The 18,879-nt window shown below is 70.3% G+C and carries 20 protein-coding genes; 9 read left to right on the plus strand and 11 right to left on the minus strand.

Translation table 11 applies throughout. The features are described from left to right. Positions 1-124 precede the first annotated feature (124 nt). The 3 genes from ACFXMF_RS27380 to ACFXMF_RS27390 all read right to left on the minus strand — a co-directional run bounded on the left by ACFXMF_RS27380 (position 125) and on the right by ACFXMF_RS27390 (position 1,780). Positions 125-415, minus strand: coding sequence for a hypothetical protein (locus ACFXMF_RS27380; RefSeq protein WP_360311990.1), 291 nt, complete (start codon positions 413-415; stop codon positions 125-127). Between the two features lie 67 nt (positions 416-482). Next, on the minus strand, positions 483-1,022 hold the full coding sequence (locus tag ACFXMF_RS27385) for a nuclear transport factor 2 family protein (protein ID WP_360311992.1): 540 nt from the start codon (positions 1,020-1,022) through the stop codon (positions 483-485). Positions 1,023-1,036: 14 nt separating this feature from the next. After that, positions 1,037-1,780 (minus strand): nuclear transport factor 2 family protein, encoded by a 744-nt coding sequence (locus tag ACFXMF_RS27390; protein ID WP_360311994.1) that lies wholly within the window; start codon positions 1,778-1,780, stop codon positions 1,037-1,039. 225 nt (positions 1,781-2,005) lie between these two features. Here ACFXMF_RS27390 and ACFXMF_RS27395 point away from each other — a divergent pair, with 225 nt between their 5' ends. Further along, positions 2,006-2,428 carry a hypothetical protein gene (locus ACFXMF_RS27395; RefSeq protein ID WP_360311996.1) on the plus strand — a complete coding sequence of 141 codons (423 nt, stop codon included), beginning with the start codon at positions 2,006-2,008 and terminating at the stop codon, positions 2,426-2,428. Between the two features lie 42 nt (positions 2,429-2,470). On the opposite strand, the gene ACFXMF_RS27400 is transcribed toward ACFXMF_RS27395, so the two are convergent. Beyond that, complete coding sequence (locus ACFXMF_RS27400; RefSeq protein ID WP_379989876.1) at positions 2,471-4,558, minus strand: serine/threonine protein kinase; 2,088 nt, start codon at positions 4,556-4,558, stop codon at positions 2,471-2,473. Between the two features lie 308 nt (positions 4,559-4,866). On the opposite strand from ACFXMF_RS27400, the gene ACFXMF_RS27405 reads away from it, so the two are divergent. After that, positions 4,867-5,058 carry a ferredoxin gene (locus ACFXMF_RS27405; protein WP_360312000.1) on the plus strand — a complete coding sequence of 64 codons (192 nt, stop codon included), beginning with the start codon at positions 4,867-4,869 and terminating at the stop codon, positions 5,056-5,058. A 25-nt stretch (positions 5,059-5,083) separates the two neighbouring features. Here the strand turns inward: ACFXMF_RS27405 and ACFXMF_RS27410 are convergent, their stop codons facing one another. Together ACFXMF_RS27410 and ACFXMF_RS27415 are read right to left on the minus strand one after the other, a co-directional pair. Next, a complete protein-coding gene (locus tag ACFXMF_RS27410; protein WP_379989874.1) occupies positions 5,084-6,094 on the minus strand; it encodes an RDD family protein in 1,011 nt (336 codons plus the stop codon). A 78-nt stretch (positions 6,095-6,172) separates the two neighbouring features. After that, the gene (locus ACFXMF_RS27415) at positions 6,173-7,270 is read right to left on the minus strand and encodes a S1C family serine protease (protein ID WP_379989873.1); all 1,098 of its coding nucleotides are present in this window, start codon (positions 7,268-7,270) and stop codon (positions 6,173-6,175) included. A gap of 232 nt (positions 7,271-7,502) precedes the next feature. Here ACFXMF_RS27415 and ACFXMF_RS27420 point away from each other — a divergent pair, with 232 nt between their 5' ends. From ACFXMF_RS27420 to ACFXMF_RS27445, 6 genes are all read left to right on the plus strand, one after another. After that, positions 7,503-7,943, plus strand: a complete 441-nt coding sequence (locus ACFXMF_RS27420; RefSeq protein ID WP_360312006.1) for a nuclear transport factor 2 family protein — start codon at positions 7,503-7,505, stop codon at positions 7,941-7,943. Positions 7,944-7,965: 22 nt separating this feature from the next. Beyond that, positions 7,966-8,442 (plus strand): GNAT family N-acetyltransferase, encoded by a 477-nt coding sequence (locus ACFXMF_RS27425; RefSeq protein ID WP_360312008.1) that lies wholly within the window; start codon positions 7,966-7,968, stop codon positions 8,440-8,442. A gap of 164 nt (positions 8,443-8,606) precedes the next feature. Next, on the plus strand, positions 8,607-8,801 hold the full coding sequence (locus ACFXMF_RS27430; RefSeq protein ID WP_360312010.1) for a hypothetical protein: 195 nt from the start codon (positions 8,607-8,609) through the stop codon (positions 8,799-8,801). Next, positions 8,785-9,297 (plus strand): DUF6879 family protein, encoded by a 513-nt coding sequence (locus ACFXMF_RS27435; protein WP_360312012.1) that lies wholly within the window; start codon positions 8,785-8,787, stop codon positions 9,295-9,297. Before ACFXMF_RS27430 ends, ACFXMF_RS27435 begins: the two co-directional genes overlap by 17 nt. Continuing rightward, complete coding sequence (locus ACFXMF_RS27440) at positions 9,294-10,160, plus strand: helix-turn-helix domain-containing protein (protein WP_379989872.1); 867 nt, start codon at positions 9,294-9,296, stop codon at positions 10,158-10,160. The genes ACFXMF_RS27435 and ACFXMF_RS27440 overlap by 4 nt, the downstream gene beginning before the upstream one ends. 187 nt (positions 10,161-10,347) lie before the next feature. Then, on the plus strand, positions 10,348-11,559 hold the full coding sequence (locus ACFXMF_RS27445; protein ID WP_379989871.1) for a methyltransferase domain-containing protein: 1,212 nt from the start codon (positions 10,348-10,350) through the stop codon (positions 11,557-11,559). Between the two features lie 108 nt (positions 11,560-11,667). On the opposite strand, the gene ACFXMF_RS27450 is transcribed toward ACFXMF_RS27445, so the two are convergent. The 3 genes from ACFXMF_RS27450 to ACFXMF_RS27460 all read right to left on the minus strand — a co-directional run bounded on the left by ACFXMF_RS27450 (position 11,668) and on the right by ACFXMF_RS27460 (position 14,921). Then, the gene (locus ACFXMF_RS27450) at positions 11,668-12,879 is read right to left on the minus strand and encodes an MFS transporter (RefSeq protein WP_360312016.1); all 1,212 of its coding nucleotides are present in this window, start codon (positions 12,877-12,879) and stop codon (positions 11,668-11,670) included. A gap of 275 nt (positions 12,880-13,154) precedes the next feature. Continuing rightward, positions 13,155-14,303: a CapA family protein gene (locus ACFXMF_RS27455; protein WP_360312018.1), complete on the minus strand. Its 1,149-nt coding sequence runs from the start codon at positions 14,301-14,303 to the stop codon at positions 13,155-13,157. Positions 14,304-14,384: 81 nt separating this feature from the next. Beyond that, positions 14,385-14,921: a hypothetical protein gene (locus ACFXMF_RS27460; RefSeq protein WP_360312020.1), complete on the minus strand. Its 537-nt coding sequence runs from the start codon at positions 14,919-14,921 to the stop codon at positions 14,385-14,387. A gap of 210 nt (positions 14,922-15,131) precedes the next feature. Between ACFXMF_RS27460 and ACFXMF_RS27465 the strand changes: the two genes are divergently transcribed. Then, a complete protein-coding gene (locus tag ACFXMF_RS27465) occupies positions 15,132-15,812 on the plus strand; it encodes a DedA family protein (protein ID WP_379989870.1) in 681 nt (226 codons plus the stop codon). Between the two features lie 111 nt (positions 15,813-15,923). Here the strand turns inward: ACFXMF_RS27465 and ACFXMF_RS27470 are convergent, their stop codons facing one another. Both ACFXMF_RS27470 and ACFXMF_RS27475 read right to left on the minus strand, forming a co-directional pair. Then, the gene (locus ACFXMF_RS27470; protein ID WP_360312024.1) at positions 15,924-17,150 is read right to left on the minus strand and encodes an LLM class flavin-dependent oxidoreductase; all 1,227 of its coding nucleotides are present in this window, start codon (positions 17,148-17,150) and stop codon (positions 15,924-15,926) included. A gap of 353 nt (positions 17,151-17,503) precedes the next feature. Beyond that, a complete protein-coding gene (locus tag ACFXMF_RS27475; RefSeq protein ID WP_360312026.1) occupies positions 17,504-18,496 on the minus strand; it encodes a PP2C family protein-serine/threonine phosphatase in 993 nt (330 codons plus the stop codon). Positions 18,497-18,879: the final 383 nt, after the last annotated feature.

The raw sequence follows: 18,879 nt of genomic DNA on the forward strand, positions 1-18,879 counted from the left end.
GCGGGGGGCCCCCCCCCGCCCCCCCCCCGGGGCCCCCCGGGGGGGGCCCCCCCCCACCCCGGGGCCCCCCCCCCGGCTGTGCCCGGTCCGACAAAGCCCGGTCGGGCCGCCCGCCGGGCCGGCGTCAGCGGTCGGTGCGCCGCCGGGGACGCATCTCGACCGGTCGGACCCGGTAGACACCGCGGTCCCGGTCCTGTTGTTCCTCGGCCACCTGGAGCGCGATCAGGATCTCCAGCGCGCTCCAGGCCATGCCGAGCATGCCCAGGCCGACGAAGAGCATCGCCCACACCCAGAACCAGGTGTGCGCCCAGACGCCGAGCAGGGCGACCATCGCCGCGACGATGGTCAGCGCCAGGAGCACACCGGTGCGCGCCGCCGCGTTTCTCGCGCCGTCCGGAAGCCTGTCGCGCGCCATGGCCGACCTTCCCGCCGCCGAGTAGGCAGTCTGCCGCCGAGTAACCGGTTGCTCCTCGCCTGCCCCGTCATGCGTGGACGGAACCCGATCCGCCCGACTCGTCCGAGGAACGATGGAACTCCCGCCACGTCTCCCAGATGGCCGGCACCGTGCCCGAGCCGAACGAGCGTTCCGGCCAGTTCGCCGGCGGCAGCCCCGCGGGGTTCGCGCCGACATTCGCGCCGTACCACAGGTCGTGCCGACGGCGGGCGAAGTACCACACGCCGTCCCGCCGTTCGTACACGTCGCGGTACAGGATCGCCTGGTGCAACCAGCGCGGTCCCTCCTGGATCTCGGCCTTGCAGTACACGTGTCCGGTCGCGTGGTCCGCGTCCAGCAGGTCGATCACGTGCGTGCCGACATTGAGGATGGTCACCCCCAACGGAGCCAGTTGGGCCGCGAACGAGGCACGCAACGCGGCGCGTCCGTACTCCTCCCGGCTCACCCGCACGTCGGGCACGAACAGCCCGCACAACGCGTCCAGGTCCCGGCTGTCCAGGGCCAGCGCGTAGCGCGCGGCGAGTTGACGGATCTGTTCATGGGCCAGCAGCCGTTGTACGTCGTCCATGAACCGACACCCTGTCAGGCTCCGGTGCGAACGATCTCCTGCGGGTTGTACACGACCTCCACATACGACCAGCGGCGTCCGCCCGCGTAGTGCAACACCACGTTGACGTCCAGCCCGCCAAAGGGTCCCTCGGCGCGCAGCACCGTCGAGACCCGGTTGCCGTCGATGATGCGCAGCCGGACCCGGTAGCGGCTGAACGGCGAACGCCGAACGCCGTCCCGGATGTACGCGCTCAACGCGTGCCGGCCCTCGACGAAGCCGACCACGTGGTCGCGCACCCGCACCTCGTCGGTGAACACCGCCGCCAGCGGCGCCCATTCGCCGCCCGCCGAGGCCGAGGCCAGACGCGCCGCGAAGTCGCCGAAGGCCCGCCGGATCTCCTCGCGCGGAATCGGCACCGACAGTGGTTCCGGCGCCCAGCCCACGATGCCGCGCAGTTCCGCGCCGTCGTGCCCGGCCGCCGGGCCGCCCGCCCCCCGCCAGCGCGCGATCATCGCGTCCACGCCGTCGCCGTTGCGGAATTCGCCCACCGTCTCGAAGCGATCACCGGCGCCCAGGCGCCGCACGATCTCGGTGCCGGGCACGGTGTATCGCACGGTGCCCCCGGTGGGGTCCGGCAGGTTGAGCCAGACGTAGCGACAGGTCAGATCGCCGTCGATCATCGTCCATTCGGTGAATCGGCGCACCCAGGCGCCCACATCGCCGTCGACCGGTTCGTTCCGCGCGAGTGCCGCCGCCTCGTCCCGGGTGCCGCCCATCGTGCCTCCCCGCATCGGTCCCGGCGGGGTCGGACGCCCGGAGAATTCCGGGCGCTGCCTGCCGCCTCCGGTGCGCGTGATCCTGCCCGCGCCCCGTCGGGAAGTCCAGCCCCCACCCGATCGGAGGAACGGAACCGTCGCCGGCTGGTATACGTATTACCGATCGCAACAAGCCGGCCGGGCTCGATGCGAGCACGATACGAAGTGGAAGCGGAGGGGACGCGAGTGATCCGGTACAGGGTCCGGGTGGACTTCTACCAGGACGTCCCACCGGACCGTCCCCCGACGGGGTACGTGGGCTCGTTGCTCTCGGGCGACTTCGCCGGACCGGCCCTGCCGCGCGGCGGCGACTCGATCTCGGCGATCCCGCTTGGCGGTGCGCACATAGGGCCGTGGACCGGCGGTCCGTACATGATGGTCCACCGGGTCGAGCACCACCCGGTTCCGGTGGACGGCGAGGGCCACATAGTCCAGTGGTGGGAGCAGTATCCCCAGCCCTCGGTACACGTGGTCGTCAACGCCGAGTGGCCGGACACCGAGGAGTCCGAGCACGAGTTGATGAACCTGTACGAGGAGCAGAGCTGGAGTTCGTTCCCGGCCGGACCGGAGAACCCGTTCCTGCCGGTCACCGCGGCGGCCGACTTCTAGCCTCGACCTCCGCGGCGTCTTGGTTGCGTTGGGCGTGGCGGGTTACGCAGCAGGTTTCTTGTAGCCCGTCAGGCTCACCGACGCCAGGATCTTGTTCAGGTCCGTGTCGTACTCGCGGGACAGCCCCGCCGTGGAGAACGAGATCATCGACTGCGGCAGCCACCACACCTGGGGCTGGAACGAGTCGCCGCCCTTGCAGGTCACGGTGAACGACGCGTACTCGAACGTCAGGCTGTTCTTGCCCGGTTCGACGAACTTCTTCCCATCGCTGCGGCTGGTCGGCGGCGCCGTGTCGGCGGTCTTGGGGATGCAGGTCGGCTTCGCCCCCAGGGTCCAGCCCGCCTGATCCTTGAAGTCGACCTTGCGCTCGCCGGACTTGCCGACCCAGATCCGCAGGCCGGCGCGCTCGCACGTGGTGCGCTGCGCGGCCGGTGTCGCGCTCGGCAGTACACACACCTCGGTGTCGCTGACCTGCTTGAGCTCCCACGTGGCCGGCACGGCGAACTTCATCCCCTTGATGTCCTGGGTGAAGCCGCCCGCCTTGCCGGTGAGTTTGGGGGCCTCGGCGGTCGGACTCTTCTTCGTCTCCGGCTTCTTGGGGTCCTCGTCCTTGCCGCGCAGCGCGAACACCGCGCCGGCCCCGATCGCCAGGACCGCGATGACGCTGCCGCCCAGGACGAACAGGCGCCGCCGGCCGGAGCCGCCCTGCCGGGCCGCGGCCCGACCGGTGGGCGGCGTGCCGTGGGCGCCGTGGGTGGTGGGCGCCTGATGGACATTCGCCGGGTGGCCCTGCCCGGCAGTGCCGTATTGCCCGGAAGGGGCTCCGTACTGGCCCGAGGGCGCACCGTGCTGACCGGACGGCGGGCCGTACTGGCCGGAGGGCGGACCGTACTGGCCGGAAGCGGCGCCGTGTTGGCCCGAGGGGGCGCCGTACTGGCCGGAGGGCGCCCCGTATTGCCCGGAGGGCTGCGGCGGGACGCCGTGCGCGCCCGAGGTCGGGGTGTCCCGGTAGAGCGGCGGTTGCGTCGGGGACGCGCCGTACGGGTCGTGCGAGGGCCGGCCGGGCCCGGCCGGCGGCGGTGGCACTGCGGGCGCGCCGAACGCGGCGGTGCCACCCGAGCGCGCGGGACCGCGCGGCGGCTCGTACACCCGCGGCTGCACGGGCGGCGGCGTCTGCGGCGGCGGGCTCTGCTGAACCTGCCAGGGGCCGCCGGTCGCGGGCGTGGTCCACAACTGCCCGATCAACGACGTGGCATCGGCCACCGGGTCGAGCGAGGGCGCCGCGGCGTTGCCGAGCGCGCCGCGCCACACGTGGGTGACCGAGGCCAGCAACTCACGGGCGTGCGGGCGGTAGTGCGGTTCCTTGTCGGAAGCCCGCTTGACGATCAGGCGCAGTACGTCCGGCACGCCGGACAGGTCGGCCTCCTCCTGGAGCACGCGCAGCGCGACCACTTCGGGTGCGCCGGTGCCGAACGGAATGACTCCGGTGGCGGCGTAGGTGATCAGCATGGCCCAGGCGTACACGTCGGCGGCGGGCGTGCTGTCGTGGCCCTTGAAGCGCTCCGGGCTCATCCACGCGGGCGAGCCGATCATCATGCCGGTGCGGGTCAGCCCGCTGTCCTCCATGGACCGGGCGATGCCCAGGTCGAGCACCCGCGGCCCGGCGGGCGAACAGATGATGTTCTGCGGCTTGAGGTCGCGGTGGATCACGTCCGCGTCGTGCAACGCGACCAGTGCCTCGGCGAGTCCGGCCGCCAGGCCCAGCAACTCGTCGCCGTGCATCGGGCCGCCCTGGTTGACCCGCACGTCCAGGGTCGGCCCCGGCACGTACTCGGTCGCGAACCACGGTGTCTCGGCGTCGACATCGGCGTCCAGCACCGGCGTCGTACAGGTGCCCTTGATCGCGCGCAGCAGGTTGACCTCGCGGGTGAACCGGGCCCGGAATTCGGGATCGTCCGCGTACTGCGCGTGCACCACCTTGACCGCGACCCGGCGTTCGTAGTCGTCCAGGCCCGCGTACACCGCGCCCATTCCGCCCGCGCCGAGTCTGCCGGTGATCCGGAACGGTCCGATGTGCTGCGGATCACCCGGACGCAACGAACGTATCTCGGCGCCGCCATCGGCCGTCATGGACGTGCCTCCCGTGTTGGTTCGCCGGCCCGCCGCTGCGGCCGTACCGGGATGGAATCCTCTCATCCGGTCTTGTGACCTCCCCAGGGCACCGGCTGGTTCCCCGTTCGGGCGAAAAGGCTCGCCTTACCCGAGGGGGTGCGTGATAGGCCAGCGGTTGCGCCGGGTGTGGCAACGCCTCGGCGTGGGACGACGGTTCGCGGATCGGCCGGTACGACCTTCGGGACGCACCGGCCCGGACCGCCGTCGTCCGGCAGCGTTTCGAGGTAATGCCGCATCGCTCCGCTTCCACGACCGAAGGGCCGAACGTGAAGATCGTCGTCGACTTCGACAAGTGCAAGAGCAACGCACTCTGCATGGCCGAGGCACCCGAGGTGTTCGAGGTCCGGGATGACAACTTCCTCTACATCCTGAACGAAAACCCCGGGCGGGAGTTGCGGTCGCAGGTGGAGGAGGCGGCCCGGGTCTGTCCGACCCGAGCCATCTCGATCCAGGAGTGACGCGGTGCCGGGTCGGGGCGGGGCGTCAGCCCTCCCCGGGCCGGTTCACGTCCTCGGGCCGGGCCCCGGCGGTTCGACTCGACTGCCACCGGTCGCGGGCGCCGCGGGCGCCCTGGGCCATCATCCCGGACGCGCCGCGCGCCCCTTGGACCATCGCCGCGGACGCGTTGCGGGTGGCCGACCAACCCCGGGCGAGCAGCCGGACGTTCACCACGACGGTGCCGGCGGTCCGGTCGTGCCAGGTGCGTCGACGCGGCCCGAGCACGGCCAGCGGGTCCAGGAAGCCGATCAGGGTCAGCAGCGCGAACAGGCCCGCCGTGCCCCATTGGCGCAGCGCGACCTCGTACCAGGTGAGCAACAGCGCGGCCCACGGCACCACCACGGCCACCAGGGTGCGCCGGGCCGCCCGCCATCCGCCGACCGGCACCCGGCCGCCGACCGCCTGCGCCGACGTGCCGACCGGTACCACCTTCGCGCCGACCATGATCTTGCCCAACGTGCGGCCGAACCGCGCGTGCATGAACCAGTCGTAGAGGGCGGGCACCAGCAGGTGCGCGAGGATCAGCAGGAGCAGCAGCGTCTTGGTGGTGCCCCACAGGCCGTCCACCGCCTCCAGCGGCGCGCGTTGGGCCTCGCCGGCTCGACCGAACACGACGTCCAGGAACGCGGTACGGACCACCTTGGTGGGCAGATCCGCGGCCTTGGTCTGGAGGTAGTGGTAGGCCAGGAACCACAGCGGCAGCACGAGTGCGGTGGTGAGCAGGTAGTCCGCGGTGCGGGCGATCAGGCGCATGGTGCGGGACGCGAGCGGGAGTCGGTCGGCGTCGGCCGGCATCGAGGTCGGGAACGGCGGCGGCGTGCCGGGCGGCGGGTGGCCCGGGGCGAACGGCTGCACTGCGAGCGGCTGTCCCTGACCCGGGATCAGGGACGGTGCGGCCGCGGGCGGTTGGTGCCAGGACAGGTGTGGATCACCGTCGACGGATGGTTGTTCCCCGTACGGCGACCCTGGCCCGCGTGGGGGCTGGGGGATCGTCATGAGCGGGACGTTATCGCGTAGATCGTCCCTTCCGTCGGGTCGGCGGACGAATTCGGGACCTGTTTTTCGGTGATGCGATCAGCTCTTGAGCTCGCCCAGGGTCACCTCCACGGTGGTTTTGTCGCCGTCGCCGGCGCGGATCAGGCTCACCTTGACCTTGTCGCCGGGCTGCTTGCCGCCCAGCACCTCGGACAGGGCCGCGACGTCCGGGACTTCCTGGTCGTCGATCGCGGTGATCACGTCGCCCGGGGCGATGCCCGCGGCCTTGGCGGCGCCGCCGTCCTGGACGGAGACCACGCCGACGCCGGCGGGCCGGCCGTTCGGCCCGGCCACGGTGCGCACCGTCACGCCGAGCGCGGCCTTGCCCGAGTTGTCCACCTTGCCGTTCTTGATGATCTGGTCGGTGATCGACTTGACCGTGTTGGCGGGGATGGCGAAGCCGATGCCGGGGGCCGCCCCGTTGTTCTCCGGGTCGGTCGCGGCCAGGGTGGGGATGCCGATCACCCGGCTGTCCAGGTCGACGAGCGCGCCGCCGCTGTTGCCCGGGTTGATCGCGGCCGAGGTCTGGATCGCGCTGGAGATGGTCGCGCCCGGCGAGTCGGCGGCCTGCGGCTCGCTGACGGTGCGGCCGATCGCCGAGACGATGCCCTCGGTGACGCTGGAATCCAGACCCAGCGGATTGCCCATGGCCATGGTGATCTGGCCGACCTGGAGCTTGCTGGAATCGCCGAACCGGGCGGGCTTGAGGTCGTTGGGCGGGTTGTCCAGGCGGATCACCGCGAGGTCGTCCGGGGCGAAGGCGGCGACGAGCTTGGCGGTGACCGGCTTGCTCGCGTTCGGGAGGGTGACCTCGAAGCTGGTGGCCTGACCGACGACGTGCGCGTTCGTGACGATGTTGCCCTTGTCGTCGTAGACGACCCCGGAGCCCAGACCGGTCGTCGTGGTGATCTGCACGACCGAGGGCAACACGTTGCGCACCACCTGCTGGTACTGCGCCTGGAGGTCGTTCGCGGGTCCGTTGCTCGGCGCGGTCGAGCCGGACGCGGCGGTGCCACTGCTCGCACTCGAACCCTTCTTCGAATCGTCGTCGTCGCTGCACGCGCTCAGCCCGCCGCCCAGCACGATCGCGATGGCCGTCAGCGCGCCCGTGGCCCGTCGCCGCGTCGTCCTGCCCACGATGTCTCCCTCGGGTACGGCGGCTGCCGCCTTGCCGCCGGCGACGGCTCGGTTGCCGATAGCGGGGCGGGTCCCCCGGCCATTCTTCGTACTAACCCCGGGATCGGACTTTTCACCGTCCCGCCGAGGTCATGCCCCTTTCGCCATGTGCTTGTTCGTGTCAAGTTGGCCCCTCACGTCGTCCCCGCGAGCACGGAACGACGCCGCAGCGCCGGAGAGGGTGGGCACGCACATGCTGACGCTTCAGGAGATCTCGGACCGGATGGAGATCCAGGACCTGATGGTCCGGTACTCGCACGCCGTGGACACCGGCGACTGGGACGCGCTGGACACGGTCTTCACCGCCGACGCGCACATCGACTACTCGGCGATGGGCGGCTCCAAGGGCGGCCTGAAGGAGACCAAGGAGTTCCTGGCCTCGGTGATGCCGGGCTTCGGCGCCTACCAACACCTGATATCGAACTCGTCGATCACGGTCGACGGGGACACCGCCACGGGCCGCACCATGTGCCACAACCCGATGGTCTTCAAGGGCGAGGACGACCAGACGCCGGGCCCGGTGATGTTCTGCGGCCTGTGGTACCTCGACACCTTCACGCGGGTGGCCGGCGAGTGGCGGATCGCCTCCCGCAGCGAGGAGAAGTCCTACATGTACGTCGCGCCGACGGCGTAGCGGGCCGGGGTAGCTTCGGAGCATGATCCGCGAAGCCACCGCAGCAGACACCCCCGCCATCCACACCCTGGTCCGCGAACTCGCCGACTACGAGAAGCTGCTGCACGAGGTCAAGGCCACCGAGGCCCAGTTGCACACGGCCCTGTTCGGCCCGAACCCGGCCGCCTTCGCCCTGATCGCCGAGGACGACACCACCGGCGAGGCGGTCGGCTTCGCCCTGTGGTTCCTCAGCTTCTCCACGTGGGAGGGCGTACACGGCATCTACCTCGAAGACCTGTACGTCCGCCCCGGGGCCAGAGGCGCCGGTCACGGCAAAGCCCTCCTCCGCCACCTCGCCACGATCTGCGAAACCCGCGACTACGCCCGCCTCCAATGGGCGGTCCTCGACTGGAACACCCCCAGCATCGCCTTCTACGACTCCCTCGGCGCCACCCCCGAACGCGAATGGATCGGCTACCGCCTCACCGGCCCCGCCTTGACCCGCTTGGCCCAAAGCTGAGCCACCCCTCTCGCGAAAGAGCCCGTGCCACGACGCCGGGACCTGCCGTCTCCGCGCGCTACCCACGTGCCGCCGTTTATGCAACAACGCGGGTAGCCCTTGCCTCGCTCGGCGCCGCCTCCTAGCGTCGCCACAAGTAGTGGAGCGATCACGGAAGGCACACCATGAAGCTCTCGCGCGTTGCGGGCGGGGATCCCGATTGCCGCTCGAACGACTGCCCGACTGTCTTCACCACCGAGCGGGACGGCACGATCGCCATCCAAGGCTTCCTCGTCGATCACAAGACGCCCGAGGGCGAAGCGATCGTCTCGGTCCCGGAAAACATTCTTCGGGAGGCCGCGCGTGCACTTGGCTGGTGAGCATTGGACCTCCTTCTTCGACTCGTTCGAACGCGAGGCATTCAGACTGGAGACGCTGTCCGCGTACACCTTGGTCGGCGAAGAGCACGAGTACGCCGAATTCATGGCCACCGGCCGACTGGTTCTCCCCGACGACGACCCGTGGCTGACGCAACTAGCTCGCTACCGGGACAGCGGACGCAGGGTCGGACGAGTCCATGTCGTCACACCACCCCTGTCCGATTACCTGCGATACGAGTTTGCCGCATATCGATACAACGTTGCGGCCGGTGAAGACGTCCGGATTCTTGACACGACCCGTGCGCAGAACGTTCCGCCGATGCCTTCGGATTTCTGGATGTTGGACGATTCGAAAGTCGTCGAGATGCGATACGACGAACACGGGGCGCAGGTGGCTCGCGTCCTTCTCGAATCTCCGGATCTCGCCTGGTACCGCCGAAGCAAGGAGTCGGCGATCGCCCTTTCCATCCCCCTCGCGGAATATCTCGCGGATTGAGATTCGACCCGCAACAGGCGGGCCGGGACCGACTGCAACTGGCATCCGCCCTGCGCGCCCTTCGAAGTGCGACCGGGCTCTCCGGCGAGCGCTTGGCGCTGCGATGTGGGATGTCGCAGAGCAAGATCTCGCGGATCGAAACCGGACGCACTCTGCCCTCCATCCTCGACGTACGGCACATCCTGGAAGCCCTCGGCGTGGACGCCGAGACCGCCGACGAGATCCGCCGCCTGGCAGAGGTGGCGAACACCGAGTACGAAGATGTCCGCGCCACGGTCCGCCGCGGCCTGCACTATCGCCAGCGCGAACTCGCCGCACTCGATGCCGGCGCCGATCACATCCGGCACTTCCTCCCCGCGATGCTCTCCGGCCTGCTCCAGACACCGGAATACATGCGGCAGGCCATGTCGCCCGTCGTCGATCCCGCAACCGGTGATCCGGCCCGTGCGATCGCCGCCAAGCTCGAACGCCAGTCGGTCCTTTACGGCCGGGGGAAACGCTTCGACTTTCTCCTGACGGAGTCGGCGGCTCGTTGGCCGCTGTGCTCCGCATCGACAATGGCGCTCCAGTTGGATCACCTGATCGCCCTGTCACATCTCCCCCAGGTCCATCTGCACATCCTGCCGCTCCGCCGACAAGTGGCCGACGTGCCGTTCAATACGTTCGTCATTTATGGCGACCACCTCGTGACGGTGGAACTGTTCAGCGGCCGACTCGTCTTTCGGGATCCGAAGGAAATCACCTACCACCGACGATTGTTCGAATACTTTGTCGAGCACGCGCTGTCCGGCGAGGAAGCTCGCACCGAGATCAGGGGGTGGTCCGAGATATTTCGGGCGCAATCCATGCAGGAACGCGACTGAAAATGGACACCGCAGAATGCAATCGGGTATTCCTGGAGACAACTTCGAACCTATCGAGGAGGTTTTCCATGGGACAGCACCGAGACCCCGCGACCGACGACGGGCACAAGCCCGAAAAGCCCGTTCCGCCGCCGACTCCGCCGGACGAGCCGGCGAATCCCGGCACGCCGAAGGGGCGGTGAGGCGGATGTCGGTCGAGGCGAGGGCCCTGTGGCGGGCCCGGGTCGATTTGCTGCGGCGGGTCGAGGTGGCCGTCGGGGTGCTGCCCCAGGTGTGGCGGGAGGCGTTCCTGGGGGTGCCGAGGCACGTTTTCCTCCCGGACGTGGTGTGGCTGCGCCGCCCCGACGGCGACCGGCACGAGCGCTGCGAGCGGGTGTCGGAGCCGGAGCGCTGGTGGACGGCCGCGTACGCGGACACTCCGGTGGTGGTGCAGGTGTGCGACGGCGACGCGCCCCGGCCCGGCGGGCCCGAGTGGCCGTCGTCCGCGGCCTCGCAACCCTCGATCGTGGCGGCCACGCTGGTTGCGCTGGACGTGGCCGACGGACACCGCGTGCTGGAGATCGGTACCGGGACGGGATGGAACGCCGGACTGCTCGCCCACCGGGTGGGCGACGACCGCCTCGTGACGATCGAAGTGCACGCCGATCTCGCCCGAATCGCCCGAAGCCGGTTGGCGGCCCTGGACCGGCACCCCACCGTCGTGTGGGGAGACAGCGCCGAGGGCTGGGCGACCGGCGCGCCCTACGACCGCATCGTGTGCACCGCCGCCGTGACCCACCTCCCGCCCGCCTGGATTCGGCAGTGCCGGCCAGGAGCCGTCATCGTCACCCCCTGGGCAAGCGCGTGGACCGCCAACGGCACCCTGGTGGCCGAAGTCGACGATCGAGGCCGCGCGCACGGCCGCTTCCGTACCGGCGGCGCCTTCATGCACCTGCGCGGACACCGCTCCCGCAGCACCGACATCGGCCGAGTCGTCTCCCCGGAGCACGCCGCCACACCGAGCACCACCACGCTGTCCCCCTGGGCCGTGGCCGGCGGCGACCCCGTCGCCGAGTTCGCGATCGGCCTGAGCGCGCCCGGCGTCTGGCACCACTGGGACGGCGACGTCGACGGCGTACACACCCGCCTGTGGCTGGGCGACGAGGCCGGCACGTCGTGGGCGAGCGTCGACCACGACGGACACCGACGCACCGACTTCGCCGTCCGCCAACACGGCCCACGCCACCTGTGGAACGAGATCGAGGCGGCGTGGTCCCGCTGGTGCGCCGCGGGCCGCCCCGGCATCGAAGCCTTCGGCTGGACGGTGTCCGCAGATGGCGAACAGCACGCGCGAGTACCCGAATCCACCGCCCCGCGCCCGACCGGTCGCGGTGGCGAAGCGGCCTCCTGGTCCCTGTGAACGGGCCGGTACCGCCTCGCCTTTCGCTTCCGAAGCAAGATCGCGGCGAGCACGCGGCAGACGGAGACAACCGCCCGATCCCCCACGAAGGCGCACGGTCCCCGGGGGTCACGAAGCCGGCGAGGCCACCTCGTTTCGCGGCTCTTCGAGTGCCGGGCGGGCGATCGGCCGCACCGTGGCGGCGGCGGCCATCAGCGCCGGCAACCCGGCCACCGCGAAGACCAACGGCAGCGGGGCCCGGTCGATCAACAGGCCGCCGGCCGCCGTGCCACCCGAGGCGCCCGCGTTGAGGGCGGTGTTGACCCAGGCGCCGACCCTGGTCCGGGTGTTCGCCGCGGCGCAGGCGTCGGCCAGCAGGTAGGCCGTAGTGATCGCCGGCGCCACGAACAGGCCGGTGACCGCGACGGTCGCGGCCAGGACGTAGAGGTTCGGGGACAGGCCGGCCGCGCCCAGGGACAGGCCGAGCCCGAGCGCGAGCAGCGGCAGGCGGCGGTCGATCGCGATCCGCCAGGGCACCGCACCGTACGCCAGGCCGCCGACCGCGCTGCCGATCGAGAGCGCGGCCAGGATCCAGGCCACCGCCGCCGCGTGCCCCCGCGCGTCGGCGAACGCGACCGCGAGCAGGTCGATCGCACCCAGACACAGCCCGACCCCGGCGGCGACGACCACCGCACGCCACAACCCGGTTCGGACCGGCGCGGGATGATCCCCGGCTCCCTCCCCGTCGACTCGTCCGGCCCGCGCCGTCGACCGGCCCACCGCCGGCGACGTCACCAGCGCGAGCGTCCCGACCGTGATCAGCCCGGCGCTGACCGCCACCCCCGCCGCCGCAGGCGCCAGCCCCACCAACACGCCCACCAGCAACGGCCCGAACGCGAACAGGATCTCCTCGGCCACCCCGTCCAGGCTGTAGGCCCGCTGCAACAACCGCGGATCGGGCGCCAGTTCGCTCCACAACACCCGCATCACCGGTCCGACCGGCGGGGTACAGGCCCCGGCCGCCGCGACCGTGACCCCCAACCACACCCCGGAGACCCCCGGCCGCCAGGTCAGCACCGCGATCACCACCAGCAGCGTCGCGTACACCGCGACCAGCGGCGGCAACACCCGCCGCGGCCCGTACCGGTCGACCAACGCGGCCCGCATCGGCGACAGGAACACACTGGTCGCCCCGAACGACGCCATGATCGTGCCCGCCACCGCGTACGACCCGGTGCCGGCCTTGACCGCCAACAACAACGACAACGCGATCATCCCGTAGGACAGTCGCCCCACCAGCGCGGCCCCGAACGCCCGTCGGGCACCGGGGATCCGCAACACGGCGGCATAGGAGGGAGCCGGCGCACGACGCGCGTCGGCAGGAACGCAAGAGGGCTTGGCAGCCACGATGTCGGGAGTTCCTCCGCGAAGTCGGCACGACGAGAGCCGCGCCGAAGGGCCTGCGTGGACGCCGAAGGCGACCGACCCCGTCAGGGCCCGGTCGCGGCGGTCCTACGCACACAGGAGGAACATGCCCGCCAACCTACCAAGCGCGCCCCGGCCCCGGCCGGCCCGTTTTCGGCCTGCCGCACCGACATCGGCGCCCCCTCGCGGACCTACTTCTTCGGGGCCGCGGTCAATCCGGTGCACGGCCGCAAGGTGTCCCGGCGGTCCAGGATGCGCTTGGCCTCGGCGCCGGTCACCGGCATCGGCACGCCGCGCTTGTCGATCGAGGCCGGGGTGAACTTCTCGTCGACGACCTTGCCGTCCTTGATGGTCAGCGTCGCCACGCCGGTGTCGTTCGAGTTCGGGTACGGAGACGTGCCGTACCAGAGGAAGTTGCCGTAGCCGTAGCCCACATAGGTGTCGCCCAGCCAACCGGCGCCCTGCATCACGTGCGCGTGGGTGCCCAGGATCGCCGCCGCGCCCGCGTCCGCGAGCTTGCGGGTCACGCTCTTCTGGTCCGCGCTCGGGCACTTGTCGCCCTCGATGCCCCAGTGCATGTAGACGATCACCACGTCGGCCTGCTTCTTCGCCTCCCGCACGGCCTGCACCAGCCGGTCGGTCTGCAACGCGGTGGCTATCCCGGGCTTGTTCGGCCCGGCCTGATAGAGCTGGTTGGTGATGTCCTGCACCTGACTCGCGGCCAGGAACGCGACCTTGACGCCCTTGGCCTCCCGAATCACCGGGCGGTACGCCTGCGCCGCGTCCTTGCCGATGCCCACCACACCGATCGGCGGGTCCTGGATCGCGGCGATCGAGTCCTCCAGGCCGACCTTGCCGTAGTCCACGGCGTGGTTGTTGGCCATGCTGACCGTGTCTATCCCGACCGCCTTCAGCTCGGTCAGCGCCTTCGCCGGGGCCCGGAAGTGGTACGTCTTGTTCTCCGGCGTGCCGCGCTCGGTGATCGCACTCTCCAGATTGACCATCGCCAGATCGGCGGCCGAGAGCGTCTTGCCGATCGGGCCCAGCGCACCCTCGGCGCCCGCGTTCAGGCGGGGCACGGTGCGTTCGAAGAAGTGCACGTCACCCGCGAACGCGACGGAGATCGCGGTGCCCGGTACGGCCGGAGCCGACGGCGCCGCGGACCCGGTGCCCGGCGCCCCCGAGGAGCCGCCCGTACCGACCACCGGATTCGCGTCCGCGGCGTTCTCGGTCTTGCCCGGCGAGTCGTCGGAGTCGGACAGCAGCCCGCAGGAGGCGAGACCGGCGATCAGCAACGGAGCGAGGCCGAGCGCGACGGACCGGCGGCGGGGTATATGCACGCGGACAAGGTAGCCCAGCGACGTACGCGCCCGTACGTACGACCGAGCGTGACGTGAATTACCTCACCCGCGTGCAACGAATCAGCCGTTCAGGGCCTCATAGACCCGGTCGCACAGCTCGGGATGCATGTCGAAGTAGCCCTCTTCGTCCACCTCGAAGGCCCCGGTCCGGAAGCTCTCGGTGACCGTGCGCAACATCAGCGGGATCGACGCGTACACCATCGGCTCGTCCGCGCCCTGCACGTAGCTCGCCACCTGCACGTCCTCGCCGTCCCAGACCGCCGCGTAGAAGTCGGCGGCCGGCGACACGAGCAGCGGCAGCCACTGCACCCCTTCCGGTTGGTCCATCTCGACCTCGTCCCGGAACTCCAGCGCCTCGGCCAGGCTGACCAGGACGTAGCCCGGTATGAACGATGCCTCGTCCACCAGTTGGTCCGGCTCCTCGCGGGTGCCGTCCGCCCAGCCGAACCAGGAGACCAGCTCGGCGGGCACCTCGGCACCCACCCGGGTCCGCACCGCCTCGGCCGGCAGGCCCGGTTCCAGCAGGCGCACGACGGGGCGATCGAGGCCGACCAGCTCCGCCCGCACGGCGTCCAGACCTTCGTGAACGGCGTCCATGCCACGTCCCTCGCGTTGTTCGTTGTGCGTCGAATGATCCGTCTCGAATGAGAGGTCGAGTCGAAGGGATCAAGCGTGACAGACGCCGAACCGATCGGCGCACGGTGCCTGGTTTGTGCGCGCGGTGGGTAGCCGCCGAACGGGCGACCACACGCGCCGACCGTCGCGGTCGCCCACGAACCGGTTCCGAACACCTGCGAGGGAGCGATCGTGGACGCGTGGTTCGATCCGATCATGTCCTTCACGGGTTCCCCGTGGGCCTACCCGATCGTCTTCCTCACCGCGCTGCTGGACGCGATGTTGCCGATCCTGCCGAGTGAGAGCGCGCTGATCGCGTGCGGCGTGTTCGCCACCGTCACCGGCTTCTCGCCCAATCTTTTCCTGCTGATCCTGGCCGGCGCGCTCGGCGCGTTCCTCGGCGACAACATCACCTACGCGATCGGCCACCGGGCCGAACCGTTCGCGAATCGGCACATGCTCAAGGGCGAGCGCGGCCGACGGGCCCGGGACCGAGCGGAACGCTGGTTGACCGAACGCGGCGGCGTGATGATCGTGGTCGGCCGGTACATCCCCGGCGGCCGCACCGCGGTCTCGCTGGTGGCGGGCATGGTCGGGTATCCGCCCGCCCGGTTTCGGGCGTTCACCGCGTTCGCGGGCCTGACCTGGGCGATCTACGGCGTGCTGCTGGGTTTCTGGGGCGGGACGGCGTTCAAGGACAGCCCGATCAAGGGCGTCGGCGCGGGCCTGGCCACCGCCGCACTGATCACCGTGCTGGTCGAGGTCGTCCGGCGGATCCTCGCCGCCCGCAATCGACGCGGGCGGCGCGGCGCCGAGCGGGGCGAGAGTCCGGACGGCCGATCGCACGAGGAGATCGAACCACGCGCCGGATGAGGGCTCGCGGCGGATTCGCCGGCCCTTTCCGAAACGAGGATTCGATCCGAAAAAGCGCGAGGCCACCGGGATTTCCCCGATGGCCTCGGACCTGTTCGATGTGCGCTCGGATTACGCCGAGGGGTACGGGAGCGGCAGCACCGCGCTCGTCGGGAGCACCTCGACCTTGAGGTCGGGGTCCGGGCCCGCGCCCTGGAAACGACCGAACTTCGGCACCGCGGTACGGCGGTACTTGGTGGTCGAGTGCTCCGGGTCCTTGTCGAACTCCGGGATGACCTGGTTGCCGAAGAGCTCGATCATCTCGAGGTTCTCTTCGTGCGTCATGCCGTCGTTGATACCGAAGACGAGCTGGTCACAGCCCACCTCCTGGTACGCCTTGACCTGCTCGCACACCTCGTCGGGGGTGCCGACGAGCATGAAGCCGCCCTCGATGAGCTGGTCGAGCAGCTCGTCGCCGCCCATCGAGAGGTCGAACGTGGGCGACGGCCAGGTGATCGCGTCCGCCGACTTCGGCATGGTGTCGTGGTACAGGTTCACCAGGGTGACCAGGTAGCCGCGGCCCTTGCTGAGCGCGATCTCGCGAGCGCGCTTGCGGTCGGACAGACAGATGACGGCGTTCGTCATCATCACGTTGTTGTTCTGGTAGTCGCCGATGATCTCGACCGGGTTCTCGGCGGCTTCCTTGTAGGCCTCGATGCGGCCCTTGAGGTTGTAGACCGGTTCGAAGTTGAACGCGATCGCGCCGATGCCCATCGAGCCGGCCTTGCCGAAGGTGGCCGGGTTGCCGCAGGCGACCCAGATCGGCGGGTGCGACTCGCCGTACGGCTTCGGGTGGATGTCGTGCGGGGTCGGCACCGTGAAGTGGTCGCCCTCGAACGTGTAGTCCGTCTGCGCCCACATCCGGGGGATCTCGCGAACGACCTCGTCCCACTCGGTCTTCGTCGAGTTCTTGTCCATGATGTTGAACGAGGCCATCTCGTGGCTGCCCGCGCCGCGGCCGGTGCCCCACTCGAAGCGGCCCTCGGTGATGTGGTCCATCATCGCGGCGCGCTCGGCGTAGCGGACCGGGTGCTCCTTGCGCGGCGACAGGCTGTTGATGCCGGTCGCCAGGTGGATGCGCTCGGTCTTGCCCGCGACGTAGCCGATGACGACCTCGGGAGCCGACATGTGGCTGTACTCGACCAGACCGTGGTGCTCGCCGAACCAGGCGTACTTCCAGTTGTGCTTGTCGGCCTTGATGGCCAATTCCATCTCGCGCATGAGCACGAGGTGCTCGCTCGCGCGATCGTGAGCGGCCGGACCGGGGGTGTACCCGTTCAGGAAGATGCCGAACTCCACGTGGAGCCTCCCAAAATCGCCTGGTTCAACCAGCGCTGCATACGCCTGTATGAGGTCTGCGTACGGGACAGTATGCGAGCGTCGGCCGGAACTTTGTTTACACGTGGCTAACGTCACGTCAGATGCCAGGCGCCGCCCGGGACATCGAGCTGACGCATAGTCAGATCCTCTCGCGCCCAAGACGGAAGATCCAGGGGAACGGCCTTTTGTGGCCCGCGACACCCCTGATCCCACCCGACGGAAGCGGCCCGGAAACGCGTGGGAAAACACCGGTCGGCCCGAAATCGAAGGGTGATCGACAATCACCGACGCCGATTACCCGAGATCTTGTGACACGGGAAAATGCGGCACGGTCAGCCCGCCTTCGTCCGCGCCAGCAACAACGTCACGTCGTCCCGATGACCGGTCAGGTCGGCGAGTCCGAACAACCGCTCCGCGGTCGCCTCCAGATCCAGGCCCCGGCTGCGCTCGAAGCGGTGCGCGAGCCGTTCCATGCCCCGGTCCAGCGCCAACTGCGGGCCCTCGACCAGGCCGTCGGTGACCAGGACCAGGGTCTCCCCGGGCGCCACGGCCAGCGTCGTGCACGGATAGCCCTGATCGGCCAGCATGCCCAGCGGCAGGCCGCCCTCGACGTCTTCGATCCGCGGCGTCCCGGCCGGATCGGCGAGCAGCAGCGGCGGATGCGCGGCCCGCGCGACCCGCAGGCTGCCGGTCGCCGGGTCCAGGTAGGCCAGCGTGCAGGTGGCGTGGGCGGGACCGGGGAACCGGTCCAGGAAGTCGTTGACCAGCGCGAGCGTGCGGCCGGGATCGGGAGTGACCACGGCGTACGCGTGCAGCAGGGTACGAATCCTGGCCATGATCGGCGCCGTGCCCGCGCCGTGGCCCTGGACGTCGCCGACCACCAGCGCGACCCGGCCGTCGTCCAGCGTGAAGACGTCGTACCAGTCGCCGCCCACGCCGAACTCGTCCTGCGCGGGTCGGTGCCGGACGGCCAGTTCGAGGCCGGCGACCGGCTCCGGGTGGGACGGCGTGACGCCCGCGCGAAACGCCTCCGCGAAGTCGCGGTACGGCGGCGGCGGAACCGGCTCGGCACCCAATGCGCGGGTGACCCGGCCGGCCACGTCCGGCGGCAGGCCGCCCGCCGCCGAGGCCGCCGCGGCGTCGGCGTACCAGTCGGTGCGGATCGCCATCAGCGTGTGCGCATCCTCCTGCCACGCGTCCGTGCTGACCGTCAGGCTGCCGTCCTCGCCCTGATACACCCGCCAGGCCGTCGCCGGGTCGTACCGGTGATCACGCGTCCCCGAAGAAACCACCAGCCGCCCGGGCCCCGCACCCACCGCACCCATCCACGACTCCGCCACACCAGGCCCAACGCCCAAACCCCCACAAGGCAACGGCCACTACGCCGAACACCCACCCACCACACCCCGAACCGCCGACTCCACCCCGCCCGACACCAAAAACCAGCACCCCAACCAAGCCCCGCCCACCAACCGCAACCCAACCCACCAGCCCACCCACCTCCAGCCCGTCCGGCGCTTGAGGACAAACAGGCCGCAGACCGGCCAACCCGACGGACCGACCCGACACCCCACCCACCCCAACCCGCCCACCCACCTCCAGCCCGTCCGGCACTTGAGGACAAGCAGGCCGCAGGCCGGCCAACCCCCGACGGGCCCGACCCAGCAACCCACCGCACCCCGAACCGCCAAAGCAGCCACCTCCAGCC

Source organism: Embleya sp. NPDC059213 (assembly GCF_042754445.1).
Lineage (GTDB): Bacteria > Actinomycetota > Actinomycetes > Streptomycetales > Streptomycetaceae > Embleya.